This is a genomic window from Comamonas sp. JUb58 (assembly GCF_004364775.1).
GTDB lineage: Bacteria > Pseudomonadota > Gammaproteobacteria > Burkholderiales > Burkholderiaceae_C > Comamonas.
This window is the reverse complement of record NZ_SOAL01000020.1, coordinates 18,277-45,180: the sequence shown is the minus strand read 5'-3', so window position 1 is coordinate 45,180 and position 26,904 is coordinate 18,277. Positions and strand designations below refer to the sequence as shown.

Annotated in this window: 25 protein-coding genes; 7 read left to right on the top strand and 18 right to left on the bottom strand. The window is 65.2% G+C overall.

Annotated features, from left to right (window positions below; translation table 11 throughout):
* Positions 1–275 precede the first annotated feature (275 nt).
* Together EDF71_RS19690 and EDF71_RS19685 are read right to left on the bottom strand one after the other, a co-directional pair.
* A complete protein-coding gene (locus EDF71_RS19690; RefSeq protein WP_243854370.1) occupies positions 276–1,268 on the bottom strand; it encodes a tripartite tricarboxylate transporter substrate binding protein in 993 nt (330 codons plus the stop codon).
* A gap of 4 nt (positions 1,269–1,272) precedes the next feature.
* Positions 1,273–2,190, bottom strand: coding sequence for a LysR family transcriptional regulator (locus EDF71_RS19685; RefSeq protein ID WP_133858254.1), 918 nt, complete (start codon positions 2,188–2,190; stop codon positions 1,273–1,275).
* 150 nt (positions 2,191–2,340) lie between these two features.
* Between EDF71_RS19685 and EDF71_RS19680 the strand changes: the two genes are divergently transcribed.
* On the top strand, positions 2,341–3,711 hold the full coding sequence (locus tag EDF71_RS19680) for a hypothetical protein (protein WP_133858253.1): 1,371 nt from the start codon (positions 2,341–2,343) through the stop codon (positions 3,709–3,711).
* A gap of 134 nt (positions 3,712–3,845) precedes the next feature.
* Here the strand turns inward: EDF71_RS19680 and EDF71_RS19675 are convergent, their stop codons facing one another.
* The 3 genes from EDF71_RS19675 to EDF71_RS19665 all read right to left on the bottom strand — a co-directional run bounded on the left by EDF71_RS19675 (position 3,846) and on the right by EDF71_RS19665 (position 8,257).
* Positions 3,846–4,529 (bottom strand): TetR family transcriptional regulator, encoded by a 684-nt coding sequence (locus EDF71_RS19675; RefSeq protein WP_133858252.1) that lies wholly within the window; start codon positions 4,527–4,529, stop codon positions 3,846–3,848.
* Between the two features lie 135 nt (positions 4,530–4,664).
* A complete protein-coding gene (locus EDF71_RS19670) occupies positions 4,665–7,103 on the bottom strand; it encodes a membrane-bound PQQ-dependent dehydrogenase, glucose/quinate/shikimate family (protein WP_133858251.1) in 2,439 nt (812 codons plus the stop codon).
* Between the two features lie 266 nt (positions 7,104–7,369).
* Positions 7,370–8,257 (bottom strand): LysR family transcriptional regulator, encoded by an 888-nt coding sequence (locus tag EDF71_RS19665; protein ID WP_133858250.1) that lies wholly within the window; start codon positions 8,255–8,257, stop codon positions 7,370–7,372.
* A 93-nt stretch (positions 8,258–8,350) separates the two neighbouring features.
* On the opposite strand from EDF71_RS19665, the gene EDF71_RS19660 reads away from it, so the two are divergent.
* The 5 genes from EDF71_RS19660 to EDF71_RS25310 are packed head-to-tail and all read left to right on the top strand — an operon-like array spanning position 8,351 to position 12,261.
* Complete coding sequence (locus EDF71_RS19660) at positions 8,351–9,238, top strand: amidohydrolase family protein (RefSeq protein ID WP_133858249.1); 888 nt, start codon at positions 8,351–8,353, stop codon at positions 9,236–9,238.
* A gap of 21 nt (positions 9,239–9,259) precedes the next feature.
* Positions 9,260–10,093 (top strand): SDR family oxidoreductase, encoded by an 834-nt coding sequence (locus tag EDF71_RS19655; RefSeq protein ID WP_133858248.1) that lies wholly within the window; start codon positions 9,260–9,262, stop codon positions 10,091–10,093.
* A gap of 30 nt (positions 10,094–10,123) precedes the next feature.
* Positions 10,124–11,110, top strand: a complete 987-nt coding sequence (locus EDF71_RS19650) for a tripartite tricarboxylate transporter substrate binding protein (protein ID WP_133858247.1) — start codon at positions 10,124–10,126, stop codon at positions 11,108–11,110.
* Positions 11,111–11,125: 15 nt separating this feature from the next.
* Positions 11,126–11,644, top strand: a complete 519-nt coding sequence (locus EDF71_RS19645; protein WP_133858246.1) for a carboxymuconolactone decarboxylase family protein — start codon at positions 11,126–11,128, stop codon at positions 11,642–11,644.
* Positions 11,644–12,261: a hypothetical protein gene (locus tag EDF71_RS25310; protein WP_208301094.1), complete on the top strand. Its 618-nt coding sequence runs from the start codon at positions 11,644–11,646 to the stop codon at positions 12,259–12,261. The genes EDF71_RS19645 and EDF71_RS25310 overlap by 1 nt, the downstream gene beginning before the upstream one ends.
* On the opposite strand, the gene EDF71_RS19635 is transcribed toward EDF71_RS25310, so the two are convergent.
* From EDF71_RS19635 to leuS, 8 genes are all read right to left on the bottom strand, one after another.
* Positions 12,258–12,653, bottom strand: coding sequence for a VOC family protein (locus tag EDF71_RS19635; RefSeq protein WP_133858307.1), 396 nt, complete (start codon positions 12,651–12,653; stop codon positions 12,258–12,260). The two genes, EDF71_RS25310 and EDF71_RS19635, sit on opposite strands and share 4 nt — an antisense overlap.
* 11 nt (positions 12,654–12,664) lie before the next feature.
* Positions 12,665–13,183 (bottom strand): OsmC family protein, encoded by a 519-nt coding sequence (locus EDF71_RS19630; RefSeq protein ID WP_133858245.1) that lies wholly within the window; start codon positions 13,181–13,183, stop codon positions 12,665–12,667.
* 16 nt (positions 13,184–13,199) lie between these two features.
* Positions 13,200–13,853, bottom strand: a complete 654-nt coding sequence (locus EDF71_RS19625) for a methionine ABC transporter permease (RefSeq protein WP_133858244.1) — start codon at positions 13,851–13,853, stop codon at positions 13,200–13,202.
* Positions 13,837–14,901, bottom strand: coding sequence for an ATP-binding cassette domain-containing protein (locus EDF71_RS19620; protein ID WP_133858243.1), 1,065 nt, complete (start codon positions 14,899–14,901; stop codon positions 13,837–13,839). The genes EDF71_RS19625 and EDF71_RS19620 overlap by 17 nt, the downstream gene beginning before the upstream one ends.
* Positions 14,902–14,903: 2 nt before the next feature.
* Positions 14,904–15,722 carry a MetQ/NlpA family ABC transporter substrate-binding protein gene (locus tag EDF71_RS19615; RefSeq protein WP_133858242.1) on the bottom strand — a complete coding sequence of 273 codons (819 nt, stop codon included), beginning with the start codon at positions 15,720–15,722 and terminating at the stop codon, positions 14,904–14,906.
* Between the two features lie 163 nt (positions 15,723–15,885).
* The gene (gene holA, locus EDF71_RS19610; RefSeq protein WP_133858241.1) at positions 15,886–16,938 is read right to left on the bottom strand and encodes a DNA polymerase III subunit delta; all 1,053 of its coding nucleotides are present in this window, start codon (positions 16,936–16,938) and stop codon (positions 15,886–15,888) included.
* Positions 16,939–16,978: 40 nt separating this feature from the next.
* Positions 16,979–17,491 (bottom strand): LPS assembly lipoprotein LptE, encoded by a 513-nt coding sequence (gene lptE / locus EDF71_RS19605; RefSeq protein WP_133858240.1) that lies wholly within the window; start codon positions 17,489–17,491, stop codon positions 16,979–16,981.
* A 5-nt stretch (positions 17,492–17,496) separates the two neighbouring features.
* On the bottom strand, positions 17,497–20,196 hold the full coding sequence (gene leuS, locus EDF71_RS19600) for a leucine--tRNA ligase (RefSeq protein WP_133858239.1): 2,700 nt from the start codon (positions 20,194–20,196) through the stop codon (positions 17,497–17,499).
* A gap of 256 nt (positions 20,197–20,452) precedes the next feature.
* Between leuS and EDF71_RS19595 the strand changes: the two genes are divergently transcribed.
* A complete protein-coding gene (locus EDF71_RS19595) occupies positions 20,453–21,715 on the top strand; it encodes a mechanosensitive ion channel family protein (RefSeq protein ID WP_243854369.1) in 1,263 nt (420 codons plus the stop codon).
* A 13-nt stretch (positions 21,716–21,728) separates the two neighbouring features.
* Here EDF71_RS19595 and EDF71_RS19590 read toward each other — a convergent pair whose 3' ends face one another.
* From EDF71_RS19590 to dapB, 5 genes are all read right to left on the bottom strand, one after another.
* Entirely contained in the window at positions 21,729–23,573 is a 1,845-nt protein-coding gene (locus tag EDF71_RS19590) for a GDYXXLXY domain-containing protein (RefSeq protein WP_133858238.1), read from the bottom strand.
* Entirely contained in the window at positions 23,573–24,574 is a 1,002-nt protein-coding gene (locus EDF71_RS19585; protein WP_166656590.1) for a DUF2157 domain-containing protein, read from the bottom strand. Before EDF71_RS19585 ends, EDF71_RS19590 begins: the two co-directional genes overlap by 1 nt.
* A 190-nt stretch (positions 24,575–24,764) precedes the next feature.
* Positions 24,765–25,193, bottom strand: coding sequence for a biopolymer transporter ExbD (locus EDF71_RS19580; RefSeq protein ID WP_133858236.1), 429 nt, complete (start codon positions 25,191–25,193; stop codon positions 24,765–24,767).
* Positions 25,194–25,220: 27 nt separating this feature from the next.
* Positions 25,221–25,955 carry a MotA/TolQ/ExbB proton channel family protein gene (locus tag EDF71_RS19575; protein ID WP_133858235.1) on the bottom strand — a complete coding sequence of 245 codons (735 nt, stop codon included), beginning with the start codon at positions 25,953–25,955 and terminating at the stop codon, positions 25,221–25,223.
* Between the two features lie 46 nt (positions 25,956–26,001).
* Entirely contained in the window at positions 26,002–26,838 is an 837-nt protein-coding gene (gene dapB / locus EDF71_RS19570) for a 4-hydroxy-tetrahydrodipicolinate reductase (protein ID WP_133858234.1), read from the bottom strand.
* Between the last annotated feature and the right edge of the window lie 66 nt (positions 26,839–26,904).

The window sequence follows — 26,904 nt, the reverse complement described above, 5'->3', positions numbered from 1 at the left end:
GTCTCGAAGACAGAGCATAGGAAGCTGGGCAGGCAATGTCGACAGGGTTAGCGCTGAATTTCAGCAAAAAAAGCACACTCGTTCTAATTTGTGCCGACCTGGGGAAAACGCAGATGGGAAAAGGCGGGAGTTTGTTGTAAAAGCACACCTTTCTTACAGCCGCATCTGCGGATCAGCGGCCGGGATTGTCGATATGGATGGGGTGTAAACCTCGACAGATCCGGATGGGTAACCCCCATGCACCGGTCCAAACATCTCATACCAACCAGCTTGGATCAACGATCGGTTTCGTGTTCCACCTGCCGTGCAAAGTCCTGCACCGAGCCCTCGTAGGGCTGGTTGTTGGCATCGAGCAAGCTCTGGCGAAGGGCAGGCGAGCGCAGCGCTTGCTCGACCATTGCGTGCAGACGCAGCACCACCTGGGAGGGCGTAGCCGGTGGGGCGAAGAGCCCGAACAAGGAATCCAGATTGGCGGATGGGTAACCCAGCTCTGCGAGGGTCGGCACATCGGGGAGCACGGGCAGGCGATGTGGTGCGCCTACCGCCAAGGCCTTGAAGCGCCCGTCACGCAAGGCGCTGAGCTGGCTCGGTGCGACGTTGGTCGACAGCAGCTCGAAGTGGCCACCGAGCGCATCGGTCAATTGCTGCCCGCCGCCCTTGTACGGAATGTGCGTGATGCGCACGCCCGCAAGCTGACTGACGCGTTGCAAGACGGTGTGCCCCGTCGTGCCTTCACCCGTTGTCGCCCAGCGCAGCATGCCGGGGTGCTTGCGCGCCGCTTCGACCATGTCGGCGAAAGCAGAGGGTGCGAGCGCGGAGGTGCCCACCAGGAGCAGCGGCGTGCGCATGACACCCGCCACGGGCTGCACCGGCAATGGTGCCGCGGCCGCTTTATTGGAGGCACGCCGCGCAGCCGCGTGGCGTACCAGGCCCACGGCAGCGGCGGCGGTAAGGACCAGCGTTTGGCCATCGGGCGGACTGCGTTGCAGAAGTTCCAGCGCCAAGGTTCCACTCGCGCCGGGCCGGTTCTCGACGATCACCGGCGCCTGGAGCTGGTCGGCCATGGCTTTGGCCAAGGCGCGCGCCACCAGATCGCTCACACCGCCGGGGGGATAGGCCACCAGAATCTTGAGGCCCACGCCTGGCCTACTCTGGGCGGCCCAACCCTTGGGGATCGGGAGCGATGTGCCCACCAAGCCACTCAGCAGCATGGCCCTGCGCGACCATCGTTGGACGTTTGCGGGGTTCAGCTTGGACCATGCGGACATCGATTCACCTGCTTTTGGCGGCATGGCGCTTGGCCAGCTTCTTGGCCAAGGCGATCACCGTGCCCAGCGGGCCATCGCAGTCATGCGCGCGGTACACCAGGGTCAACGGCGCCCATAGGTCGAGGGACGGATCGAGCGAGCGATACACCACGGCATGGCGATGTGATCCTTTGATCGATGCCGGAACAATGGACAAGCCCACGCCTGCAGCCACCAGGTTCACATTGGTCATCATGCGTTCGACTTCGGCGGCCACCTCCACATGGACATGGCGTTGTGCACACAGCGCCAGCAGATTGGCATACAGGCCCGGCGCACCGGGCCTGCGCACCAGCACCAGTTTCTCGCCATCGAGCTCATCCAGCATGACGGGCTGGGCGTTGTTGTGCGCCAACCGGTGGTCCACCGGAATGGCCAGCAGCGCTTCTTCCCGCAGCAGGGGCTCGAACGCCAATCCCTCCGGGTGTGCCACCGGAACGCGCAAAAAGCCGCAATGCAGACGTTGCGCAGCGACGGCTTCGGTGATTTCAGCGGCGTTGTTCTCGCTGACGCTCAGCACGATATCGGGGTGTGACTTGCGGCAGGTGCGCAGCACCTCCGGGGTGAAGGCATGTGCCGCCGCCGAGCTGGTGAAGCCAATGCGCAGATGGCCGCGCTCACCGCGCGCAAACGCCTCGATGCGCTGCTGCATGGCGCCAAAGTCGCCAAGCAGACGCTCGGCTTCTGCGCGCAACTCATGACCGAGATCGGTGAGGTCCACGCCTTTGGGATGGCGACGAAACAGCGCGCTGCCCAGCTCGTTCTCCAGCGCCAGAATCTGCTGCGACAACGGCGGCTGCTGGATACCCAGGCGCTCTGCGGCACGCGTGATATGGCCGCATTCGGCCACCGCAAGAAAGTACCGGAGATGACGCAGTTCCATATATTTAAAAAGTATGCAGTTGATATCTTAGAAATCTTTGAAATATTTCGCAAGCCGACCAAGAATAGGAAAGCCCTCGCAGCCCAAGCGCTGGTCCGCCAGCCTGGCGAGGAGCCGCACACATAAAAAACGCTTGATAGGAGACAAACCATGAAATCACACCTTCCCAAACTCGGCCTGCCCCTGCTGGCGCTGCTCGCGCTCAGCGGCTGCGGCGACGGCTCCCTGGTGTTGCAAGGGCCTTCCACCTCCAACGAGGCAGCACCGGTGACGGCTACCTGCCCTGCCGATGTGCCCACCGACGCGAAATGCCTGTCCGGCCGCGACTCCAAGGGCGCGTTCTACATGATTGCAGTGCCGGCAAAGTGGAATGGCATCCTGGTGATGCATGCGCATGGAGGGCCCGATCTCGCCGCGCCCGATCTGGACCGCTCCATGGAAGACCTGACCCGCTGGTCCATCATGGTGAAGTCAGGCTACGCATGGGCGGGCTCTTCCTACCGCCAGGGCGGGGTGGAAGTGCGCGCTGCCGCTGAAGACACGGAACGTCTGCGCGGCATCTTTCGCAAGCATGTGGCGATCCCCAGCAAGACCATCTTGCATGGCCAGTCTTGGGGCGCTGGTGTGGCCGCCAAGGGCGCGGAGATGTTCACGCTAGATACCGTGGGCGAGCGTCCCTACGATGGTGTTTTGCTCACCAGCGGAGTGCTGGGTGGGGGCACACGTTCCTATGATTTCCGGCTCGACCTGCGCGTGGTCTACCAGTACCTGTGTGGCAACCACCCGCGCCCCAGCGAACAGCCTTATGCACTCAACCTCGGCCTGCCCGCCAATGTCACGATGAAGCAGGCGGATGTGGCGCTGCGCGTCAACGAATGCCTGGCGCTCAACAAGCCCGCTGCCGAGCGCACCCCCGAGCAGAAGGCCAAAATCCAGACCATCGTCAATGTGATCAAGATTCCGGAGAGCGCCATCCAGTCGCACATGAACTGGGCGACCATGCACTTCCAGGATATCTCCGCCAAGCGCACCGGCGGCGAGAGCCCTTTCGGCAATGAAGGCGCGGTCTACACCGGCTCTGCCGACGATGCGGCCCTGAACGCCGGCGTGCTGCGCTACAAAGCCAATCCCGCCGCGTACCAGACGTTCGCCACCGACACCGACCCGGTCGGCAAGATTCCTGTGCCGGTGCTGTCCACCAAATGGATCAGCGACCCGACCGCGTTTGTGGAGCTCGATTCTCGTTTCCGCGAGGTGATGCAAGAAGGCGGCAGTGCTGCTCGTCTGGTGCAGACCTTCACGACAAACGGCACCCACAGCTTCATCAGCGATCCCACCTATCCTGCGCTGATGGACGCGCTGCTGCAGTGGGTGAACAACGATACCAAGCCCACGCCTTCCGGCATCGCCAGTGCCTGCCTGACGTTGGAAGCGACCTACGGCAAGGGTTGTAGCTTTGATGCGAGCTACACGTCACCGGCACTGTCCACACGTGTCGCTGCACGTCAGCGTCCGCAGTGATCTCTGATGGCGCTGGCCCTGGTGCTCGGGTGCCACAGGCAAGGGAGCAATGATTTTTGCACTGGCCCACGCTGAGGCCGGTGCAAAACTTGCGGCAAAACACGGCGCATCGGGCCGTGTTGTTGCGTCCATCCTCAGCCTGGTGCCGCCCGCACACACACCAGCGCATCCACCTGGTCCAGCAGCATCTGCAGATGCCGCTCACGCAAGGCGTCGCCCAGCAAGTCCACCTGCAGCAGGCTGCGCCAGGTGGCGGCATGGTCGATGCGAAAGCCGCTGAGGGCGGAGATCAGGTAGTGCACATCGGTGGCAGTGACGTCGGGCTTGAACAGGCCCTGGGCCACGCCGCGTTCCAGGATGCGCTCCAGAGGGGTCAGGGCCGCGCGGCGCAGCGATTCGTTGTTGGAGACCTGGCCCAGCATCTCGCCGCCCTGGAAGTTTTCCTGCAATACCAGGCGGGTGAAGGCCTGGTTGTTGGCGTGGTAGTCAAAGCTTTTCTGGGCCAGCGCATGCAGGGCTTCCAGCGGCTCTAGCGCGTCCAGGTTCAGGCTTTCTTCGGAGGCCCGGATGTCGGTGTAGCTTTGCTCGATGACGGCCAGGTACACATCCTTCTTGTTGCCGAAGTAGTAGTACAGCATGCGCTTGGCGCAGCCGGCCTTGGCTGCGATGCGTTCGAGCCGGGCGCCGTCATAGCCATAGTTGGCAAACTCGGTCTTGCCGGCATCGAGCAAGGCCTGGCGCATGCCTGCCGATGCGCCGGTCTCATCTGCCTGGGGGTCTTGAGGGGTTGGCTCTTGCTGGCCTTGCTGCTTGCTCACTGCCGGATCTCCGTGGACACAAGCGGGCAAGCGTAACATGCGCGCTCCCCGCCCAGACCGGGGGACAAAAAAGCCATGGCTTGCAGTGCAGGCCATGGCGCTTTTCGGGTCGGGGGCAGGCTGGACCCTGCGTGCTTAGCGGGCCTTGTCAGGCAAGGCGTAGGCGATCACATAGTCGCCACGGTCGGGCGACTGGCGCGCGCCGCCGGCGGAGATCAACACATACTGCTTGCCTGTCTTGGGCGATTGGTAGGTCATCGGGCCGCCCTGGCTGCCCACCGGCAGGCGGCTCTTCCAGATCTCCTGGCCGTTGGCCGTGTTCCAGGCGCGCAGGTAGTAATCCTGCGTGCCGGCAAAGAACACCAGACCGCCCTGGGTGGACAGGCTGCCGCCCAAGGTGGGCAGGCCAACTGGCAAAGGCAGGCGCATCTTGATGCCCATCGGGCCGGTGTCCTGCACGGTGCCCACGGGTACTTGCCAGACCACTTGCTGGGTCTTCATGTCGATGGCGGAGAGCGTGCCAAACGGGGGCTTCTGGCAGGGGATGCCCAGCGGCGACATGAAGCGGTCCTTGATCACCGCATAAGGTGTTCCACCCAGCGGCACCTGGCCCATGCCGGTGTTGGGTTGCTCGCCGCCGTCAGACAGTGTGGCTTTGGCTTGCTGCGGCATCATCTGCACCCACAGGCCCAGGCGCATGTCGTTGACAAAGATCAGGTGGTTGTTTGGGTCGGCCGAGATACCGCCCCAGTTCATGCCGCCCAGCGATCCGGGGAAGCTCAGCGACACATCGGTGGACGGCGCCGTGAACAGGCCTTCATAGCGCATCGATTTGAACTTGATGCGGCAGATCAGCTGGTCCAGCGGCGTGGCGCCCCACATGTCGGCTTCGGTCAGGGTCTGCGTGCCAATCTGCGGCATGCCGACGGAGACGCGCTGGGTGGGGGCGTATTTCTCGCCGGCAATGCCTGCGGGCTTGACGGGCACATCGTCCACCTGGGTCAGCGGTTGGCCGCTTTGGCGGTCCAGCACAAAGATCTGGCCGGCCTTGGTGCCCACCACCAGTGCGGGCGTGGTGCTGCCATCCTTTTTGGGGAAGTCGATCAGGGTCGGGGCCATCGGAATATCAAAATCCCAGAGATCGTTGTGCACGGTCTGGTAGACCCATTTCTCATGGCCGCTCGTGGCATCCAGCGCCAGGATGGAGGCGCCGTACTTCAGATCGGCTGCGGAGCGGGGCACGCCGTACAGATCGACCGAGGGCGAGCCCATGGGCAGGTAGACGGTGTTGGAGCTGGGGTCGTAGGTGGTACCGGCCCACACATTGGCGGACGAGCGCGTGTAGGTGGCACCAGGGGCCAGCACCTCGTTGGGCGTGTTGGAGCCTGCATCAAAGGCCCAGCGCAGCGCGCCAGTCATCACATCAAAACCACGGATCACGCCGCCGGGCATATCGACCTGGACGTTGTCGGCCACGCGGCCGCCGATCACGATGGTGGTGCCGGCCACGGTGGGGGCCGATGTGAGGGTGTAGTAAGCGGGGTTGGCGATGCTGCCCAGGCCTTGCTTCAGATCGACAATGCCCTGGTTGCCAAAGCCGGCGCAGAGCTCGCCGTTGTCGGCATTGATGGCAAACAGGCGCGCGTCGATGGTGTTCATCACAATGCGGCGCTGGCACTGGTCGCCAGCGGGCAGCGCGACGGGCTGCACGGGCGACGAGCCCGCCACCTGCGGCACCGGCAGCGGCGCATTGGCATCAAAGTAGGCCAGGCCTCGGCAGCGTTCCCAGACACCACCCACATGCGAGTTGGTGTCGTGGCGCCACAGCTGCTTGCCGGTATCGGCATCTAGCGCAATCACGTTGTTGCTGGGGGTGCAGACAAAGACCTTGTCACCCACTTGCAGCGGCGTGGTCTGGTCTTCGGCACCGGCGCCGGTGGATTTGGGCACATCGCCGGTGTGGAAGGTCCAGGCCACTTGCAGCTGGTTGACGTTGTCCACATTGATCTGGTCCAGCGCCGCAAAGCGGTCGTTATTGCTGCCATTGCCGTAGTGGCTCCAGTCCTTTTGCGCGCTGGCGGCATCCACCGGCTTGCGGCTGATGGCGGCCTGGTTCTGCACCTCAGGATGGATCTGGAACATGGAGGCAAAGCTGACCAGGCCCACCAGCAACAGCACCCCTGCCAAAGCCAGCGGGCCCTTGTTGCTGCGCGCACGCGGCGTACCCGCTTGCAGCAGCGGCAGGCAGGCGCTGACCACCGCTGCGCCAAAGGTCATCGCCAGCAGGCGCGAGACCAGGCTCCAGTAGTCCAGGCCCACTTCAGCCAGGGCCCAGAGCACCGTGGCCGCAAAGGTAGCCAGGTACAGCCAGCCGCCCGAGCGGCGGCCGCGCAGCACCTGCACGCCCGACAGCAGCAAGCCCAGGCCCGCCAGCAAAAAGTACCAGCTGCCACCCAGGCTGATGAGTTTGCCGCCGCCGACCAGAAAGGCCAGGCCGGCTATGGCCAGCACTGCGCCCAGAATGCCGAGCAGCAGGCGCACCGCCAGTGACGGTGACCGTGCTTGTTGAGTCATATCGATCCTCGAATGGTTGTGGGCCTGGGCAGACGGCGGAGAACCCTCTGCACAACGCCCGGGATGGGGTGCTGTGCAGAAGGTCCTGGGCGGTCCTTGCTACAGGCCTTGTCTTGTGTGAGAAAAAATGTCCATTGTGGTGAGAAATAAAGTCCATCGCTGCCTGATGTGTACCGGACATTTCAAGAATTTCTGAAATAAATAGCCGCCGAGCAGCCTCTGGCGGCTGCAGATGCCGCTGGGGCGTGCGCTGCAACGGTGAGGATTTATGTGCTGAAGTGCTGCTTCATCAGCGGCTTCAGAATGCCGTGCACGGCCTTGACCAGGCGGTTGTGCGGCCGGGCTGCCGGTGTGGCCAGCACGATGCGGTTGCGGATCACCGGATGGCTGACCTGGGCGGTGAACACCGGCGCGCTGCCCGGCCAGGTCTTCACAGCGCTGGCGGGCACCACCGAGCAGCCCACATTGCGGGCGACCAAGGACAGCACCATCTTGATGGAATCGACCTCGGCAACGATGCGCAGCGGCAGCTGCTGGTCTTCCACCGCGTCGTCAAAAATCATGCGCAGTGCCTGCGGGCGGCTGGGCAGCACCAGCGGGTAGTCCACCAGCTGGGCGACCTTGACCCGCTCGGGCAAGGGGCGGGTGCTGATCAGCACCAGGGGCTCGCGCGTCAGCAGCTCGGTCAACAGCTGCGGGGTGGGGCTGGGGTCAAACAGCACGGCCACATCAAGGCGGTCGGCCAGCAACCATTCGCGCAGGCGAATGCTCAGGCTCTCTTCGACAATGATCGAGGCATCCGGGCAGGCCTGCAAAAACTGCTGCACCACATCGGGCGTGATGAGGCTGGCCACCAGCGGCGGCAGGCCCAGCCGCACCTTGCCGCGCGGGCTTTGCAGGCGGTCGGCCATGTCAGCCTTGGCGGCATCCACGGCTGCGCTGATGCTGCGCCCATGGGCCAGCATGGCCTTGCCCGATTCGGTCAGCCGCACGCCCCGGCCATGGCGTTCCAGCAGCGGCTGGCCCAGCTCGGCCTCCAGCAGCTGCACCTGGCGGCTCAAGGTCGGCTGGCTCAGGTTCAGCGCCGCAGCGGCCTTGCTGTAGCTCTGGGCCTGGGCCACCGCCATGAAGTACTGCAAACGCAGAAAATCCATGCATCACCTCTATATCTGATATTTGGATTTTATAGGTGATCAAAAATGCGGCAGTTCCACAATGCGCTCAAGACGACTCTTTGATGGCCTTGCATGAACGCCCCGACCTCCGACCTCCAGCAACCCGTACAGACCTATATGCTGGCGCCCTCCAAGCCCAGCCTGGTGCTGCCCGCTGGCAGCTGTGACAGCCATGTGCATGTATTTGGCCCGGTGGATGCCTTTCCGTATGCCGAGCCGCGCAGCTTCACCCCCGCCGATGCCGGCAAGGACACCTTGTTTGCGCTGCACCGCCATCTGGGTATCAGCCGCTGCGTTATCGTGCAATCGGCCTGCCATGGCTATGACAACCGCGTGGTCGAGGATGCGATTGCGCATGGCGGCGGCCGCTACCTGGGTGTGGCCCTGGTGCCGCTGTCGGTCACGCGTACCGAGCTGCAGCGCCTGGCGGCGGCCGGCTTTCGGGCGATCCGCTTCAACTTCATGAAGCACCTGAACACCGGCGCCTCGGTCGAGGACGTGGTGGCCTTGACGCCGATGCTGGCCGACCTGGGCATGCACCTGCAGATCCATTTTGAGAGCGCGCTGATCCACAGCCTGGGCCCCGTGCTGCAGCAATCGGCCTGCCCGGTGGTGATCGACCACATGGGCCGTGTCGATGCGACGCTGGGCCGGGAGGGTGCCGATTTCCAGGCACTGCTGCGGCTTCTGGAGCAGCCGCTGTTCCACGTCAAGGTCAGCGGTATCGACCGCATCGATGCGACGCCGCCCTACGAGCACGGCATTGCGCGGGCGCAGGAGCTGGTGGCCCATGTGCCCGACCGCGTGCTCTGGGGCAGTGACTGGCCGCACCCCAACCACACCCATGTGCCCGATGACGGCCTGCTGGTCGATGCGCTGGCGCAGTTCAGCGCCAACCCGGCGCATCTGCAGGCCCTGCTGGTGGACAACCCCCAGCGCCTCTACCGCTTCGCCGCCTGAACCGTGCACGAGGAATAAAGCATGCCGATTTTTGATGCCCACACCCCCGTCAACCCGCAAGGCCGGCTGGCCGGCAAGGTGGTCTACATCACCGGTGCCGGGGCCGCAGGCGCCGGCTGGGGCAATGGCCGCGCCACCGCGATCCGCTTTGCGCAGGAAGGCGCACTGGTGTTTGGCGTGGACCGCAATGCCGAGGCGCTGCGCGAGACCGAAGACAGCATCCGCGGTGCCGGTGGCCAGTTTGTCGCGGGCCATTGCGATGTGATGGACCCGGCGTCGATTGCCGCATCGGTGCAGGCCTGCCAGGCGGCGCTGGGGCGCATCGATGTGCTGGTCAACAACGTGGGCGGCTCGGCCAAGGGCGGGCCGGTGGAGATGGACGAAGCGGTCTGGGATGCCCAGCTGGACTACAACCTCAAGAGCGTGTTTCTGTGCTGCAAGGCGGTGCTGCCGCTGATGCAGGCGCAGGGCGCAGGCAGCATCGTCAATATCTCGTCGACCTCGGGCATGCGCTGGACCGGTGCAGCGCAGATCGCCTATGCATCAAGCAAGGCCGCGGTGATCCAGTTTTCCAAGGTGCTGGCCGTGCAGTATGCGCCGCACCGCATCCGCGTGAACACCGTCGTGCCCGGCCAGTTGCACACGCCCATGGTCGAGACCCGCTTGGCCGGCCAGCGCGCGGGTGGCGATGTCGAGGCGCTGCTGGCCCAGCGCCAGGCGCGTATTCCACTGCCCTTCATGGGCGATGGGCGTGACACCGCCAATGCCGCGCTGTTCCTGGCCTGTGACGAATCGCGCTTTGTGACGGGCACCGAGATTGTGGTGGACGGCGGTATGACCGTGCGCTGCGGATAAAGCAAGACAAGACTAAACAAGGAGACAACCATGCGATTCCAAGCCTTTCCCTCCGCCCGCCAGTGGCTGCACGCCGCCTTGCTGGGCACGGCCCTGGGCTGCGCCAGCAGCGCCATGGCGCAAAGCGATATGACGCGCCTCTTGGTGGCTTTTCCGCCAGGCGGCCCGGTGGACTTCATTGCGCGCAGCATGTCGCAGCAGCTGGCCAAGGAATTGGGCCATCCGGTGATTGTGGAAAACAAGCCCGGCGCCAACGGCGCGATTGCCGCCGACAGCGTGATCCGCTCCGCACCCGATGGCAAGACCCTGTGGCTGACCAGCGTAGGCGCGGTGGCCATCAACCCCGCGCTCTATCCGAAGCTGAACTACAAGCCCGCCAGCGACCTGGTGCCCGTCTCGCTGGTGGTCAACAACGTGGAGATCATGGTGGTCAACGCGCAGACCAGCTTCAAGGACGGCAAGGAGTTTGTGCAGGCCGCCAGCCAGCGCAAGGACAAGCCGATGACCATGGCCTCGTCAGGTACCGGCAGCGTGCCGCATCTGGCTGCTATCCAGCTCAATGAATCGGCTGGCCTGAACCTGATGCATGTGCCCTACAAGGGCGCCGCCCCCGCCATCACCGACCTGATGGCCGGCCATGTCGATGGCTTCTTTGGCGATATTCCGGGCCTGGTGGGCGCCATCGACAGCGGCAAGTTCCGGCCCGTGGGCATCGCCGCTGCCAAGCGCAGCGCCCGCTACCCGAATGTCCCCACCTTTGACGAGCTGGGCTACAAGGGCGTCGATTCGAACAACTGGTATGCGGTGTTTGCACCCAAGGGCACCAGCCCCCAGGTGGCGGCCAGCCTGAGCCGCGCCATTCATGCGGCCTTGCATGCACCCGATGTGCAGCGCAAGATCGAGGCCTCGGGTGCCGAGGTGGTGGGCTCCAGCCCTGAAGCGCTGGCCCAGCAGCTGGCGACCGACACGGAAAAGTGGACCGCCATCATCCGCCGCAACCGCATCACCCCCGATTGAGATTGAAAGACTGCCATGCGCATTGAAGCGATTGAGCCAGGCACCCGCAGTGCCCTGGCGGAGTTGGAGCAACAGATCCAGGCCGAGCGTGGCCGCATCTCGCCGCTCTACCAGGTGCTGCTGCACAGCCCCGCCATTGCCAAGGGCTGGGAGCAGATGCTCTCTGCCGTGCGCAATTACAGCAGCATCGATGCCGGGCTGCGCGAGCTGATCATCCTGCGGGTGGCCATGCTCAACCAGGCCGCCTATGAGTTCGATGCCCATGTGCCGCATGCGCTCAAGGCCGGTGTGACGCAGGCCGCCATCGATGCGACGCGCGACACCGGCACCAGCGCCAGCCCGGCCTGGGACGGCCTGCAGCAGCTTGCCATCGCCGTGACCGATGCACTGACCCGCGATCTGCAGGTGCCCGAGCCCCTGTTTGCGCAGGTGGCCGCCCGCTTCAATGCGCAAGAGCAGGTGGAGCTGTTTGCCACCATCGGCGCCTACAACATGGTGTCGCGCTTCTTGAACGCCTTTGAGATTGGCCACTGATGTCCACACCTGTCATCGACAGCCTGCTGCTGCGCTGCACGCCGGCGGCGCATGAAACCGCCACCACGCTGGCGCAGACCGCCCTGGCGCTGCTGCGCCAGGACTTGGCCGATCTGCGTTTGCTGCGCGTGGCCCAGCAGCCCCAAGGCATCGCCTATCTGTACTTTGCACTCGGCAACCCGCAGCCGCTGAGCACCGATCAAACGCTGCAGGCCGAGCGCCGCTTGCAGGGCGCGGGCAGCGCCGGCTTGGCGGCTTGCGAGCTATCGCGCCTGCAGCTGGTGATGCAGCGCATCGGCCCCGCCCAGGGCGAGGCCACTCCCGTGCACTACGCCGTCGAGATGGACCCCGAGGTTGGTTGGCAGGACGATCTATTTGCCTGGTATGACCAGGAGCATCTGCCCGGCTTGGCCAGCGTGGCCGGCACCGCCCAGGCCTTTCGCTACCTGAACCTGGACCATGGGCCGCTGTCGCTCGCCTGCTATGACCTGGTCGATGCCGAGGTGATGGGCTGCCCGGCCTGGCTGGCGGTGCGGGGGACAGATTGGAGTGCGCGGGTGCGGCCGCATTTCACGAATACGCGGCGCACCATGTTTGATACGCAGGCGTTGCCTTAGGCACTAACCACCGGCGAGCACAGTTCCACCAGGCTGCCATCCGGGCAGCGCACATAGGCAACCATCTGGCCCCAGGGCTTGGTGGTCGGTGCTGCCAAGGCAGTCGCACCGGCGGCCAGTGCGCGCTCGTAGGCCGCAGCCACATCGCCGCTGACCAGGGCGATCTCCACACCCAGTGGCTGGGCCGATTCCGAGGCTGCCACATGGCCGCCGCTGAAGTTGGCGTGGCCCAGCGCATGGTCGGCAAAGGCCAAGGTGGTGGCGCCGGTTTCCAGTTCGCCGTAGCTGCCCGAGGGGTGCAGAAAACGGGTGGCCAGGCCAAAGGCCTGCGAGAAAAAGGCCAGCGATGCGGCAACATCGGGCACATAGACGATGGTGTAACCGAACTGCAGTGCGGGCATCGTCATACGCGCACCAACTGGCCATGCACCTCCTGCGGGTTGCGCAGCAGGCTCAGGATGGGGCAGGTGCTTTCCACCGATGCATACAGCGCATCGATCTGCAGATCGCTGGCGGGCGAGCCCAGGCGCACTTCATAGCGGATGCCCTGCAGGCCACGGGGCAGGGATTCAAAGCCGGGGGTGCCGGCGCGCGCGTCCATGCTGCCCCAGACATCGACCTCGACGCTATCGAGCGGCACCTGCATCGCGGCGGCCTGGATCTCGAAAATGTGCACCATGCAGGTGCCCAGCACGCCCAGTTGCAGCTCGGGCGAGCTGGGGCCCAGGTCGTAGCCGGCAAAGCCGTTGGCGCTGTCGCTGATGATCTGGTGGTCGCGGATGCGCATGCGGCGCAGGCCGGTGCGGCCCTCGGCCGTCACCTTGGCATGCAGCGGGCTGGGGCCCACTTCGCCATCGGTGATGCGCTGGTCGCGGGCCAGAACCGCCTTGCGCTTGTGGACCAGAAATTCGTTGAGGCTCATGGCAACTCCTTCAGATTCAGTGTTTGTGGTTGGCGCGGCGTGCGAGCCATTCGCCCGCAAATTGCAGCACCGAGACCAGGGCGACGAGGATGACGATGACTTCAAACATCACCCGTGTTTCATAGCGTTCGTAGCCATAGCGGATGGCCAGATCCCCCAGGCCGCCCGCGCCCACGGCGCCGGCCATGGCCGAGGCGTTGACGATGGCGATCACGCAGACCGTCATGCCGCCGATGATGCCGGGCAGGGCCTCGGGCAGCAGCACATGGCGCACGATGTGCCAGCGTTTGCAACCCATGGCGCGCGCGGCCTCGATCAGGCCATGGTCCACATCGTTGAGGCTGACCTGGGCGATGCGGGCGAAGAAGGGGATCAGGTTGGCCGACAGCGGCACCACGGCGGCCCAGGTGCCCAAGGTGGTGCCCACCAGCGCGCGGGTGACCGGCAGCAGCGCGACCAGGAGGATGATGAAGGGGATGGCGCGGAAGATGTTCACCAGCACCGACAGGCCCTTGTAGAACAGCGGGCGCGCATACAGGCCCTTGGGGCCGGTGACGGTCAGCACAATGGCCAGCAACAGGCCGCAGCTGATGGCGATGACCGAGGACACGCCGACCATCAGCAGGGTCTGGCCCAGGGCCTGCAGGTATTTATCAATGGGGCTGGACATAGCCAAGAATCTCCAGTGTATCGGCGCCTGCGGCCTGGCGCAGGGTCTCCACAGCCGGCAAGGGGCTGGCCGGCAGGCGCACGATCAGCTGGCCCACGCTGTGGCCTTGCAGATGGTCCAGCCCGCCATGGATCAGCTGGGCGCCGCCGCAGAGCGACTCCAGCGCCTGCAGCGCAGCCAGCGGCAGGCCCTGGCCGGGTGGCAGGCCATGAAAGCGCAGGCCGATCAGTGCCTGGTTGTGGCTGGCATCGGGCGTGGGCTGCAGCTGCTGGGCGACCTCATGCGGCAGGCCTTGCTTGAGCGAATGCAGCATGGCCTGGGAGGCCGCGCTTTGTGGCGCGCCAAACACCGACCAGACCTCGCCCAGTTCCTGCATGCGGCCATGGTCCAGCACCAGCACGCGGTCGCAGATGGCGCGGATGACGGCCATGTCATGGGTGATCAGCACCACCGTCAGGCCGAGCTGGCGGTTGATGTCGCGCAGCAGGTCCAGAATCGATTGCGTGGTCTCCGGGTCCAGCGCCGAGGTGGCCTCGTCGCAGAGCAGTACCTCGGGCGAATGCACCAGCGCCCGCGCAATGCCCACGCGCTGCTTTTGCCCGCCCGACAGTTGTGCTGGGTAGGCCTGGGCCTTGTTGGACAGGCCGACCAGATCGAGCAGCTTGCCCACGCGCTCCTGCATCTGGCTGGCGCTGGCGCCGGCCACGCGCAGCGGCAGCGCCACGTTCTCCCAGACGGTCTTGGACGACAGCAGGTTGAAGTGCTGGAAGATCATGCCGATCTTGCGGCGCAGCTGCACCAGGTCGTCCTCGGGCAGGCGGGCTGGGTCGATGCCCTGCACCTGCACGCGGCCCTGGCTGGGTACCTCCAGCGCATTGATGGTGCGCAGCAAGGTGGACTTGCCCGCACCGCTGCGGCCGATGATGCCGAAGATCTCCCCCCGGCGGATCTCGAAGCTGATATCGGCCAGCGCCTGCATGGCGCCGGGCTGGCCGTCTGCGCCGTCATAGCGCTTGCCGACCTGCTCAAAAACAATGTGCGCGGCCATGCTCAGAAGGCCGGTGCGTACATGTCTTTGAACTTGGTGTTGATGAGCTGGCGGATCGTGTCGTTCTGGAACGAGGCGACCAGTTGCTTCACCCAGGGCGCATCCTTGTCCTGGCTGCGCACGGCGATCAGGGCCGCGTAGGGGTTGCCTTCGCTCTTCTCGACCGCAATGCCATCGATGAAGGGGCGCAGGCCGGCCTGGAAGGCGAAGTTGCTGGTGATGGCCGCCGCATCCATGTCCTGCAGTGAGCGCGCCAGCACCACGGCATGCGCCTCGGTAAAGCGCAGCTTGCGCGGGTTGTCGATGATGTCGGCCGGGCCGGCCTTGGGGCTGAAGGGGTCAAAGCCATCGCGCAGGCGGATGAGGCCATGGTCGCGCAAGACGATCAGCGCCCGTGCCTGGTTGCTGGCGTCATCGGTGATGCCGATGTGCGCGCCCTGGGGCAGGTCTTCCAGGCGCTTGTGCTTGCGCGAGTAGAAGGCCAGCGGCGACATCATCGTCGTGCCCACGGCGCTGATCTTGTAGCTGCGCTGGCGCACCTGTTCTTCAAGGAAGGGCAGATGCTGGAAGGCGTTGGCCTGCAGGTCGCCATTGTTCAGCGCCTCATTGGGGCTGACCGAGGCGCTCATCACCACCAGCTCCAGGTTCAGGCCCTTGGTCTTGGCGACCTTGGCGACTTCGGTCCACAGGTCTTCTGCCACACCACCGCGAATGCCCACCTTGATCAGCTTGGGCGCACTGGCATCCGCCGCCCAGACAAAGGCGGAGGAGGTGGCGGCCAGGACGGCCAGGCTGGTGTGGAGAAACGCGCGCTTGTTCATGACATGAAACCTGTTTTACAAAAACAGCCCGCAGTGTACGCCATCGTTTGCTGCAGTGCAGCATGCGCCAGGCTTGGCACAGCGGTGTCATGCGGCGGTCATCAGGAACCTGCATTCCCTATCGATCAAGGGAATAAGCATCAGCGGTGGTTGAGAACGGTTCTCAGCGGCTGCTGCAGGCCTTGCAGGTTTGCAAGGCCAGGCGGTGCAGCGCCTGCCAGCCGTTGGCCGGCCATTCGGGCACCTTCAGGCCTTTGACGATGCCATCAACCGCATGGGCCGAGTGCAGCAGGCGGGCGACGGTGGCATCGTTGATGCGGGGCAGCACGCGCTCAAAATGTCGCTCCTTGTTGCCCCAGACGCGGTTCTCGCGCAGGGCCATCGGCATGGGCCGGCCGTTGCGCAGTGCGTCCTTCACCCGCTTCATCGCGCGGATGTCTTCGGCCAGCGCCCAGTGCACCAGCACCTCGGCCTCGCCCTCGGCCTGCAGGCCGTTGAGCATGCGCTCGGTGCGCAGCACCTGGCCGGAGAGCACGGCATCCGAGAGCTTGAACACGTCGTAGCGGGCGACATTCAGCACCGCCTGCTCGACCTGCTCAAAGCCCAGCTCGCCTGCCGGGTAGAGCAGGCCGAGCTTTTGAATTTCCTGGTGGGCGGCGAGCAGGTTGCCCTCGACCCGGTCGGCAAAAAAGGCCAGGGTGCGCTGGCCTTCTTCACCGGCTTTGACATGCTGTTTTTGCTGCTGCAGGCGCTGGGCGATCCAGGCGGGCAGCGCGGCGCGCTCGATGCTGTCGACCTGCAAGGTAATGCCATGCGAGTCCAGCGCGGTAAACCAGGCGCCGGTCTTGGTGGCCTTGTCCAGGCGCGGCAGCACCACGATGGTCAGGGTGCTGTCGTTGTCCACACTGCTGCTGACCAGCTGCTGCAGCGCCGTGCTGCCATCCTTGCCGGGCTTGCCGCTGGGGATGCGCACTTCGATGATCTGCTTGTCGGCAAACAGGCTCAGGCTGCCACCAGCGGCCAGCACCGCACTCCAGTCAAAATGCGCGCCGGCGACGGTAAAGCTGCTGCGCTCGGTATAGCCGTTGGCGCGCGCGCTGGCCCGGATGGCATCCACGGCCTCTTCCACCAGCAGGGGCTCATCGCCATACACGGTGTACAGAGACCGGAGCCCCTTGCCCAGCTGGGCACTCAACTGATTCAACGGCACTTGCATGCTTGGTGGCGCTTCCCGGGCTGCGTGGCCGCAGCGCTTGTCATTCGGTAGGGGTGACGGACTTGACGATGGCCAGGCGCCGCACGATCTGCTGAACGATGTCGGTCTGCATGTTGCGGTAGAGCATTTCCTCTTCGTTCGCCTTGGACAGTGCGTAGGTTTCCAGGTAGCTGATTTCACGGTACTGCATCAGCTCGGAATCGGGCACATAGAGGGCGCCCTTGGCATCACGCACCCGAAAGCGCGTGATCAGGCGGATCTGCAGCTCGCGCACCTCGCCGGCCGCATTGCGCGAGACGACGACGCGCTCGCGGCGCTGGCCCAGGTCATCGTAGATGGCCTCGGCCTGCGTGGCCTGGGTCGGGTCGCGCAGCACCTGCAGGCTGCCAGCAGCCTCCAGGTGGCGTTGCAGCTCTTTGAGGAAGCCCGAATTGGCGTTGCCGTTCAAATACAGCGATTTGAAGGCGAAATCCACCGATCCGCGCAGTTTGAAGCCGCATGCCGCCAGCAGCGGCACGCTTGCCAGGGCAGTAAGCAGCGTGCGTTTTTGCATGGCGCTTAGACTACCACGTTCACCAGGCGGCCCGGCACGATGATGACTTTCTTGGGCACCGCACCATTGGCGATTTTCTGGAAGTCTTCATTGGCCAACGCAGCGGCTTCAATCGTGGCCTTGTCGGCGCCAGCGGCCACGATGATGGAGCCGCGCAGCTTGCCATTGACCTGCAGCATCAGCTCGATCTCGTCCTGCACCAGCGCCTGGGCATCGACCTCGGGCCATGCGGCATCCAGGAGGCCACCGAAGGCCTGCTGGTAGCCCAGCGCATCCCACAGCACCTGGGTGAGGTGGGGCGTGGCCGGGTAGAGCGCGCGCAGCAGAATGCCAAAGCCTTCGACCAGCGCGGCGCGGCCGCCTTCGCTGTCCACGGCCTTGAAGTCTTCCAGCGCGTTGATCATCTTCATCGCACCCGACACCACCGTGTTGTACTGCATGCGGCTGTAGTCATAGGCCACTTGCTTGAGCACGGTGTGGATCTCCAGACGCAGCGCCTTGGCTTCCTTGCCAAAGGCGGCGCCGGCAGCGCTGGCCGCCTGGGCGCGTGCGGCATCGAACTCAGCCGCATGCAGCTTGCTGCCAAAGTTGTAGACACGGCGCAGGAAGCGGTAGCTGCCTTCAACGGCGGACTCGTTCCACTCCAGCGTCAGCTCGGGTGGCGCGGTGAACATGGTATAGAGGCGCGCGGTATCGGCGCCGTACTTCTCGATCAGGTCTTGCGGATCGACACCGTTGTTCTTGGACTTGGACATGGTGCCCACGCCCTCGTAGTCGATCGCGGTGCCTTCGGGCAGCAGGCCGTCAGCGCTGTCCACGGCCACCTTGAGCTTGGCGCCCACGACCTTGCCGGTCTCGTCAAACACCTGCTCCACATCCTTGGGCCAGAAGTATTCCTTGCCACCCTTGGCGGTGCGGCGGCTGTAGATGTGGTTGAGCACCATGCCTTGGGTCAGCAGCTTGGTGAAGGGCTCGTCGACCTTGACGAGGCCCAGGTCGCGCATGACCTTGGTCCAGAAGCGTGCGTACAGCAAGTGCAGGATCGCGTGCTCGATGCCACCGATGTACTGGTCCATTGGCATCCAGTAGTCGGCGCCGTCGGCGACCATCTTCTCGCTGTTCTTGGCATCGCAATAGCGCATGAAGTACCAGGACGAATCCACGAAGGTATCCATGGTGTCGGTCTCGCGGCGGGCAGGCTTGCCGCAGCAGGGGCAGACCACGCCGGCGTGGAAGGCTTCGCTCTTGATCAGCGGATTGCCGGAGCCATCGGGCACCAGGTCTTGCGGCAGCACGACCGGCAGGTCCTTCTCAGGCACGGGCTGGGCACCGCAGTCTTCGCAGTGGATGATCGGGATCGGCGTGCCCCAGTAGCGCTGGCGGCTCACGCCCCAATCGCGCAGGCGCCAGGTGGTTTTCAGCTCGCCCAGGCCCTTGGCTTCGAGTGCCTTGGCCACGGCTTGCACGCCATCCTTGTAGTGCAAGCCATCAAAGGCGCCGGATTCGATGAGGACACCGCGTTCCTTGTCGCCGTACCAGTCATGCCATTGCTGCTGGTCGTAGGGGCCTTCGCCCTCCACGGCCACCACCTGGCGGATCGGCAGGCTGTACTTGTTGGCAAACGCAAAGTCGCGCTCGTCGTGGGCGGGCACGCCCATCACGGCGCCGTCGCCATAGCTCATCAGCACATAGTTGCCGATCCAGACCTCGACTTGCGCGCCGGTGATCGGGTGGGTGACGAACAGGCCCGTGGGCTTGCCTTCCTTTTCCTTGACGGCGAGTTCGGCCTCGGTAGTGCCGCCCTTCTTGCATTCTTCGATGAAGGCGGCCAGCTCGGGGTTGGTGGCAGCGGCATGCATGGCCAGCGGGTGCTCAGGGGCCACGGCGCAGAAGGTCACGCCCATGATGGTGTCGGCGCGCGTCGTGAAGACATACATCTTGCCGTCGCCGATCAGGCTGCCGTCGGCGTTCTTCACGTCATGCGTGAACGCGAAGCGCACGCCGGCGCTCTTGCCGATCCAGTTTTCCTGCATCAGGCGCACCTTGTCGGGCCAGCCGGTCAAGGTTGCCTTGTCGTTGCCCATCTGCACATGGTCCAGCAGCTCTTGTGCGTACTGGGTGATGGCCAGGTAGTAGCCCGGGATCTCGCGCTTTTCCACCAGCGCGCCGGTGCGCCAGCCGCGGCCGTCGATCACCTGTTCATTGGCCAGCACGGTCTGGTCCACCGGGTCCCAGTTCACGGTCTGGGTCTTGCGGTAGGCGATGCCCTTTTCCAGCATTTTGAGGAACAGCCACTGGTTCCACTTGTAGTAGTCGGGGTCGCAGGTGGCGACCTCACGGCTCCAGTCGATCGCCAGACCCATCGCCTGCATCTGCTTTTTCATGTAGGCGATGTTGTCGTAGGTCCACTGCGCAGGCGGTACGCTGTTCTTGATCGCGGCGTTCTCAGCCGGCAGACCAAAGGCATCCCAGCCCATGGGCATCAGCACGTTGTAGCCCTGCATGCGCAGCTGGCGCGTGAGCATGTCGTTGATCGTGTAGTTGCGCACATGGCCCATGTGCAGCTTGCCGCTGGGGTAGGGCAGCATGGAGCAGGCGTAGAACTTTTTCTTGCCCGCGTCCTCGGACACGCGGTAGGCATCTTGGGCTTGCCACTGGCTTTGCGCGGCGGCTTCTACGTCGGAGTGGTTGTATTTTTCTTGCATGGAACTGGTCAGGAAAAAGCGGCCGCCCACGGGCTTTCCGGGGCGAGGTCAATTGGGCAAAGATTGTAGGCCCATCGCCATAGCCCGTGGATGGCGAGTGCCGCACGCTGGGGTGCGGTTATACATCGCATGTAAAAATAAATGGTTGTCTATATATCGATAGCCAATCTTGTGACGGCGGCCCGCCCTTGGCAGTGCCAGCCGCATTCCCCATTTCCACCCTCTTTATCCTCCCCCTTTGAAAGGACCTTGCCTCGTGACCTGGGAAACCCTGGAACAATTCGAACCCTGGATGCAAACGGCCGCCGGACTGGCGGCCTTGGTGTTGCTGGCCTATGCGCTGCGCCTGGTGGTGCGCCTGGCGCTGCTGCAGATCGTGCCGCGCTTTCGCTCCAGCCTGGGCGCGGCCTGGCTGCGCACCTTGCTCGACAACCGCATCCTCGTGCGCGTGGCGCAGATCGTGCCCTCGCTGGTGGTTCAGACGGGGATTGCCGCCGTGCCGCACCTGCCGGTCATTGCCAGCACGGTGATCCGCAATGTGGCGATTGCGGTGACGGCGCTGCAGGTGGCACGCCTGCTCTGCGCCATCATGGACAGCATCCAGGAGGCCAATGAGAGCCAGCTGGAGTCCGCCCAAAGCACGCGCTCGGTCAAAAGCTATGTGCAGCTGGGCAAGATGCTGGTGATGGTGGTCGCGGGCATCGTGATGGTGGCGACCTTGATCGACCGCTCACCGCTGATTTTGCTCAGCGGCCTGGGCGCCATGTCGGCGGTGCTGATGCTGGTGTTCAAGGACACGATCCTGTCGTTCACCGCTGGCGTGCAGCTGGCCAGCAATGACATCCTGCGCGTGGGCGACTGGCTGGAGATGAACCAGGTCGGCGCCGATGGTGCCGTGGTGGACATGGCGCTCAACACCGTCAAGGTGCGCAACTGGGACAACACCATCACCACCATTCCCACCTGGCGTTTGATGAGCGACAGCTTCAAGAACTGGCGCGGCATGTCGGAATCGGGCGGCCGCCGCATCAAGCGGCCCCTGTGCATCGACACCACTTCGGTGCGCTTTCTGACCCGCGCTGAAATCGCCGAGCTGAGCCATATCGCCCTGCTGCGCCCCTACCTGGAAGGCAAGGTCGCCGAGATCACCGCCTACAACCAGGATTTCTCTGCCAAGGCCCCGGACATGGCCGACGAAATCGTCAACCTGCGCCAGCTCACCAATATCGGCACCTACCGCGCCTACTGCAATGCCTACCTGCAGGCCCACCCCAAGCTGCGCAAGGACATGACCTTGATGGCCCGCGCGATGGAGCCGACCAACCAGGGCTCGCCGCTGGAGATCTATGCCTTTACCGACACCACCGCCTGGCTGGAGTACGAGGCCATCCAAGGCGATATCTTTGACCACCTGATCGCCATCCTGCCGGAGTTCGGCCTGCGCGTGTTCCAGGTGCCCTCGGGCAATGACATGCAGGTGGCGCTGCGCCAGCACGAAGTACAGGCCCTGCAGCGCTAAGCCTGTCTGCCGCCTAGCGCCGCACGTCCTGGGCCGGTGCTGGCGCGGGAGATGCTGACGGTGAGGGCACATTCGCTACCGCTTCGGGCAGCGGCTCGGGCGCCACGGCCACCGGCTCGTCGGGCTCTGGCGCCGGCACTTCGCTGTCCACCTCGGTCGCTTCCGGGCTGTGGATACCCAGCGGGCTTTCCCAGATCGAGCGGCCGGGCAGCGGCAGCACCGGCTGGCCATCGGCATCGGCCAGGCCCACCAGCAGCGCGCGGCCATCGGGCAGCACCCGGAAGTCGCCATAGCGCGTCTGCTCAAAATGCCGGCCCTGGCCTTCCGGGAAGAAATAGGCATCGGTCACCAGCACCCACTGGCCCTTGAGGCGTTTGAGCGGCAGGGCCAGCTCGCCTTGTTGCAAGGGCTCGCTAGCGGTCAGCAGGCCCTGGATGGTGGCGATGCCCTTTTCGTCGATACTGGCGCGCACCAGCTGGCTGGGGCTGACGATGTCCTTGAGCTTTTCGCGCATCTCAAAGGGCAGTGCAAAGTTCAGCGCCATATAGTCGCCCTGCATCAGGGAGCGCGGGTCCACCGGGATCAGCGGCACCAGAATGCGCTGGCCATGGGCAATGACCTGCTCCTTGCCGCGCACATCCCAGTTCACGATGCCCAGCGCCAGCACGGCGCCCACGACCAGCCCCACCCATTGCAGACGGCGCTGCGGCGCTGCAGGTTGTGCAGCTGCTGCCGCCATGCCGGCATCGGCCGCGCGGCGCAGCACCCACAGACAGGCCAGCAGCAGCAGGCCGACCAGTGCCAGGCCCAGGCCCTTGGCCGCCAGCGACCAGCCCAGGTGGTAGTAAAACTGGGCCAGCGCCACCAGCGCCAGCAGCGCGCAGAGCACGGCAATGCGCCAGCGTGCGGCCAGCAAGGCGCCCGCTGCTACCAGGCCAACAACGGCCAGCCCCGTGCTGAACCAGGCGGCAACGGCCAGCACGGCACCCGCCAGCAGCAGGCTGTGTTCGCCCTGGCGGTTGGTGGTGCCGCGTGCGCGCCATTGCCGGGCCAGCATCCAGGTCGACAGCGCCACGACGACGACGGCCAGCGCGCGCCCGGCTGGGAAGGCCCAGGGGACAAAGCCGCCACTCTGCTCCCAGAAGATGGCACGGGCCACATAGCCGGAGGCAAAATTGCTGATCAGCACGCCGACGATGGCCGCATCGGCAAAGGCGGCCCAGCGTGGCTTGGACCAGCGCTGCGCTGGTTGCGCCAAGCGGGCAGGCTCGGCACGCAGCCACAGGCACCAGAGCAGGGCGGGCAGCAGTGCATCGAGCTGCAGCGGCAGCATGGCGGGCAGCCAGGACTGCAGCGCCATCAGGCTGACCACCACGGCCATGCCCCAGCCCAGGCCCATCAGCGACTGGATCCAGCGCATCTGCGCCAGCGTGGCGCCCAGCATCAGCACCAGCGCTGACAGCGTGCCGATCAGCAGCACGCCCAGGCGCGAGTCGGCCACATCGCCCAGGTTGACCAGCATCAGCAGCCCGCCGGTGCACCACAGCACCAGCGCCACGCAGTTGACAAAGGCCTGGCGCGACTGGTGCATCAAGCCACCAGCGGCGGCCAGGAACACCAGGCCCAGCACCATGCCACCGGTGCCGAAGACAAAATGCTCGCCCAGCGCAAATGCCAGAAAGACGGCCAGCGGCACCAGGCTGACCAGGGCGCCGACCATGGCCAGCGCCAGCACCAGCACGGGTGGTTCTTCCAGATCCGGCGCCGGCGCATCGCCTTGCACCAGGCCTTGCTGGCGGGCCTGGGCCCACCAGCTGGGTTGGGTGCGCAGAAAGGACAAAGGACGGATGGCAGCCATCACAGCACCTCCTGGTGGTCGTGTTGCTGGGCATGCAGGTAGTGCTGCGCGGTGATCAAGGCCTTGACCGAGATGCCCAGGCAGACCATCACGATGACGGCAAAGGCAAGCAGGGCCTCGGTCTCATGCCACTCGAAGATCCAGCGGCCGATGAGCGACAGCACCAGTACATTGGCGGCCACGGTGGCCAGGCAGGTGCAGATAAAGTCGCGAAAACGGCTGAACAGCGACAGCAGCAGGCTGGCGGCCACCAGCGTGCCGCTGAGCGCAAAGGCCGCCACGGTCTGGCGCGTGGCCTCGTCAAACAGCTGCACGGTGGCAATGGCCGACCAGGCCGCCAGTGCGCCGCCCAGCGCCAGCCGCTGCGACCACCAGCCCATGCCGCCGCGCACCCGCAAGGCCGGCACGCAGTAGACCAGCAGCGGTACCAGCGCCAAGGCCAGCCAGAGCACCAGGCGCAGCATCAGCTGCGCAAAGCTGTCGCGGTCGGCCACCAGCACCTGCCAGAGGTCGAGCTTGCCGGTCCAGAAGACGATGGCCGCGGCGACGATCAGCACCCAGACGGACCAGAGCAGATCGCTGCCGGCCAAGGCCACCCAGACCAGCGCCAGTGCGGCCCAGGCGGCAAACAGCTGCCAGGCATCGGCGCCGGTCTGGTAGGTCTGGCCCACATAGGCCAGCAGGCCGCCCAGCACCAGGGTGGCGCAGAACAGGGCTGCCAGCCGCAGGCGCGGCCACAGGCAGGCGGCCAGCACGGACAGCGCCAGCGTGCCTTCGATCAGGCCCAGCTTGAACCAGTGCGACTGCGCTTGCCAGTTGGCCGCCACCCAAAAGATCAGCCCGCTGGCCACCAACAGTGCGGCGACCAGCAGCAAGCCGGCGCGGATCTTGCGGGCCAGATCGGCGGGCGCACCGGCCGAGACGGCCAATGCATATAGCGGCGCCATGCGCGGGTCGCCGGGCGCCGACTGGGCATTGACCTGGTACAGGGTGGAGTCCATCCGTTGTTCCTCGTTGCTGGGCCACTGTGCACGCGGGTGCAGCAAGGGCCCGGTTGCTGCCGCCCGATGTGGACGGCACAGCCAGCAATATAACCAAACGGGTACGGACCTGGCCATGCGCCCGGTCAGGTAGCTTCAAACGATACTGTCAGGCCCTGTCCGGCGAGACCGGGGCGGGATTCGGTAGGGGTCAGCGCGCTGCAGCGGCCTGCGGTTGGGCGACAAAGCCCATGCGGCTGAGGCCGGCAGTCTGCGCTGCATCCATCAGCTCCACGGCGCGGGCATAGGGCAGGCTCTGGTCGATGGACAGCTGCACCTCGGTCTGCGGGTTGCGCTCGGCCTGCTGCTTGAGCAGGGCCTTGAGGGCGTCCATGTCGGTGGCCTTGCCATCGGCAAACAACTCGCCCTGGGCATTGATCTGCACGGCGATCGCAGCGGGCGGATTGGCCCGGGTGGCGCTGGCGGCCTGGGGCAGGTCCAGGCGAATGGAAGCAGCCAGCAAGGGCGCGGCCATGATGAAGATGACCAGCAGCACCAGCATCACATCCACCAAGGGCGTCACATTGATGGCGCTGATCGGCGCGCTGGCCGGGGTTTTGTTGAAGCGACCGAATGCCATGGTGCGAAGGGCTGGGTGGGCGGCGGCTCAGCGGCTGCCGACCAGGGCAATGGCATCCACCGCGTTGTGGGCCTGCATGCCGGCATAGGCCTGTGGTGCCTGGGCGGCCTGCTGCAAGGCCCAGGTCTGCATGTCATGGGCAAAGCCTTCGAGCAGCTCCTCGACCTGCGCGAGCTTGCGGCCCAGCAGGTTGTAGGCCAGCACGGCCGGCAAAGCAACGGCCAGGCCGGCGGCAGTCATCACCAGCGCCTCGCCCACGGGGCCGGCCAACTGCTCCAGGCTGACATGGTCCGCGCCGGCCAGTGCCGCCAGCGCCTGGTGGATGCCCCAGACCGTGCCCAGCAAACCGACAAAGGGGGCGGTGGCTCCTATCGAGGCCAGCACCGTCTGCCCCCATTGCAGCCGGTGGCTGGCGCCATGCAGCGCCTCCCGCAGCACGCGGGTGGTTTGCACCTGGGCACCGCTGGCCACGGCCAGGCTGTGCTGGGCGGCGGGCTCGGCCGCCACAATGTGCGCAATGGCATCGGCCACCGGGGTCAGCAAGGCGGTGCGGTCAATTTGGGGCAGATCCAGCCGTGCCTGCTCCCAGCTGCTGGCCTGCCAGAAGGCATCGGTGGCGCGCAAGGTGGAGCCATGGGCGCGGCCCAGCCACCAGGCCTTGTAGAGAATCAGCACCCAGCTGGCAACGGACATGAGCAACAAGACCAGGGCGGTGCCCCGGGCGACGCCGTCTGCTTGCGAGAGCCATTGCCAGATCGTCATGGTTGGCCGTCCTTCTAAGAAGCTGGGTGGGTGTGACGGACGAGGCTTATTTCAGGCCGAGCACGTCGTACATGTCGAACAGGCCAGCCTTCTGGCGCGCCAGGTAGCGTGCTGCACGCAGGCTGCCATTGGCGTAACCGGCGCGGCTGCTGGACTTGTGCGAGATCTCGATGCGCTCGCCATCGCCGGCAAACAGCACGGTGTGGTCGCCGACGATATCGCCGCCGCGCATGCTGGCAAAGCCGATGCTGTTGGCCACGCGTGCGCCGGTGTGGCCAAAACGCTCGTAGACGGCGCGGTCGGCCAGCTGCGTGCCCTGGGCTTCGGCAATCACCTCGCCCATTTTCAAGGCCGTGCCCGAGGGGGCATCGACCTTGTGCTTGTGGTGCGCTTCGACGATTTCGATGTCGTAGCCGCCTTCCTGCAAGGCCTTGGCCGCCATCTCCAGCAGCTTGAAGGTCACGTTCACGCCCACGCTCATATTGGGCGAGAGCATCACGGCCGTCTTGTCCGCAAACTGGCGGATCTGTGCTTTTTGCTCTTCGCTGAAGCCGGTGGTGCCGATGACCACGCCAACGCCACGTTCAGCCGCCAGCGCCAGGTGGGCCAGGGTGCCTTCGGGGCGGGTGAAGTCGATCAGCACATCGGCGCCTTGCAGGCCCTGGGCCAGGTCGGACGTGATCTGCACGCCGGTGTTGCGGCCCAGAAAAGCGCCGGCATCGGTACCCAGGCTGGGGTTGCCTGCGGCATCGAGCGCGCCGCTCAGCTGCAGGTCCGTGCTGGCCAGCACGGCTTCGATCAGCATGCGGCCCATGCGGCCGCTGGCGCCTGCAATGGCGACGGCAATACGGGGGCTGTTGTCGGGGGAGAGGGGGGCGGTCATGGGTCGGTTCCTGGGGCTCAAACGGGCGGCATCTCAGCAAACATCGGACACGGCCCAAAGACGGCG

Bases quoted from the DNA above. Each gene is read 5' to 3' on its own strand.
- EDF71_RS19690 (WP_243854370.1), bottom strand. From the start codon at position 1,268: ATGTCCGCATGGTCCAAGCTGAACCCCGCAAACGTCCAACGATGGTCG.
- EDF71_RS19685 (WP_133858254.1), bottom strand. From the start codon at position 2,190: ATGGAACTGCGTCATCTCCGGTACTTTCTTGCGGTGGCCGAATGCGGC.
- EDF71_RS19680 (WP_133858253.1), top strand. From the start codon at position 2,341: ATGAAATCACACCTTCCCAAACTCGGCCTGCCCCTGCTGGCGCTGCTC.
- EDF71_RS19670 (WP_133858251.1), bottom strand. From the start codon at position 7,103: ATGACTCAACAAGCACGGTCACCGTCACTGGCGGTGCGCCTGCTGCTC.
- EDF71_RS19665 (WP_133858250.1), bottom strand. From the start codon at position 8,257: ATGGATTTTCTGCGTTTGCAGTACTTCATGGCGGTGGCCCAGGCCCAG.
- EDF71_RS19660 (WP_133858249.1), top strand. From the start codon at position 8,351: ATGAACGCCCCGACCTCCGACCTCCAGCAACCCGTACAGACCTATATG.
- EDF71_RS19655 (WP_133858248.1), top strand. From the start codon at position 9,260: ATGCCGATTTTTGATGCCCACACCCCCGTCAACCCGCAAGGCCGGCTG.
- EDF71_RS19650 (WP_133858247.1), top strand. From the start codon at position 10,124: ATGCGATTCCAAGCCTTTCCCTCCGCCCGCCAGTGGCTGCACGCCGCC.
- EDF71_RS19645 (WP_133858246.1), top strand. From the start codon at position 11,126: ATGCGCATTGAAGCGATTGAGCCAGGCACCCGCAGTGCCCTGGCGGAG.
- EDF71_RS25310 (WP_208301094.1), top strand. From the start codon at position 11,644: ATGTCCACACCTGTCATCGACAGCCTGCTGCTGCGCTGCACGCCGGCG.
- EDF71_RS19630 (WP_133858245.1), bottom strand. From the start codon at position 13,183: ATGAGCCTCAACGAATTTCTGGTCCACAAGCGCAAGGCGGTTCTGGCC.
- EDF71_RS19625 (WP_133858244.1), bottom strand. From the start codon at position 13,853: ATGTCCAGCCCCATTGATAAATACCTGCAGGCCCTGGGCCAGACCCTG.
- EDF71_RS19620 (WP_133858243.1), bottom strand. From the start codon at position 14,901: ATGGCCGCGCACATTGTTTTTGAGCAGGTCGGCAAGCGCTATGACGGC.
- EDF71_RS19615 (WP_133858242.1), bottom strand. From the start codon at position 15,722: ATGAACAAGCGCGCGTTTCTCCACACCAGCCTGGCCGTCCTGGCCGCC.
- holA (WP_133858241.1), bottom strand. From the start codon at position 16,938: ATGCAAGTGCCGTTGAATCAGTTGAGTGCCCAGCTGGGCAAGGGGCTC.
- lptE (WP_133858240.1), bottom strand. From the start codon at position 17,491: ATGCAAAAACGCACGCTGCTTACTGCCCTGGCAAGCGTGCCGCTGCTG.
- leuS (WP_133858239.1), bottom strand. From the start codon at position 20,196: ATGCAAGAAAAATACAACCACTCCGACGTAGAAGCCGCCGCGCAAAGC.
- EDF71_RS19590 (WP_133858238.1), bottom strand. From the start codon at position 23,573: ATGGCTGCCATCCGTCCTTTGTCCTTTCTGCGCACCCAACCCAGCTGG.
- EDF71_RS19585 (WP_166656590.1), bottom strand. From the start codon at position 24,574: ATGGACTCCACCCTGTACCAGGTCAATGCCCAGTCGGCGCCCGGCGAC.
- EDF71_RS19580 (WP_133858236.1), bottom strand. From the start codon at position 25,193: ATGGCATTCGGTCGCTTCAACAAAACCCCGGCCAGCGCGCCGATCAGC.
- EDF71_RS19575 (WP_133858235.1), bottom strand. From the start codon at position 25,955: ATGACGATCTGGCAATGGCTCTCGCAAGCAGACGGCGTCGCCCGGGGC.
- dapB (WP_133858234.1), bottom strand. From the start codon at position 26,838: ATGACCGCCCCCCTCTCCCCCGACAACAGCCCCCGTATTGCCGTCGCC.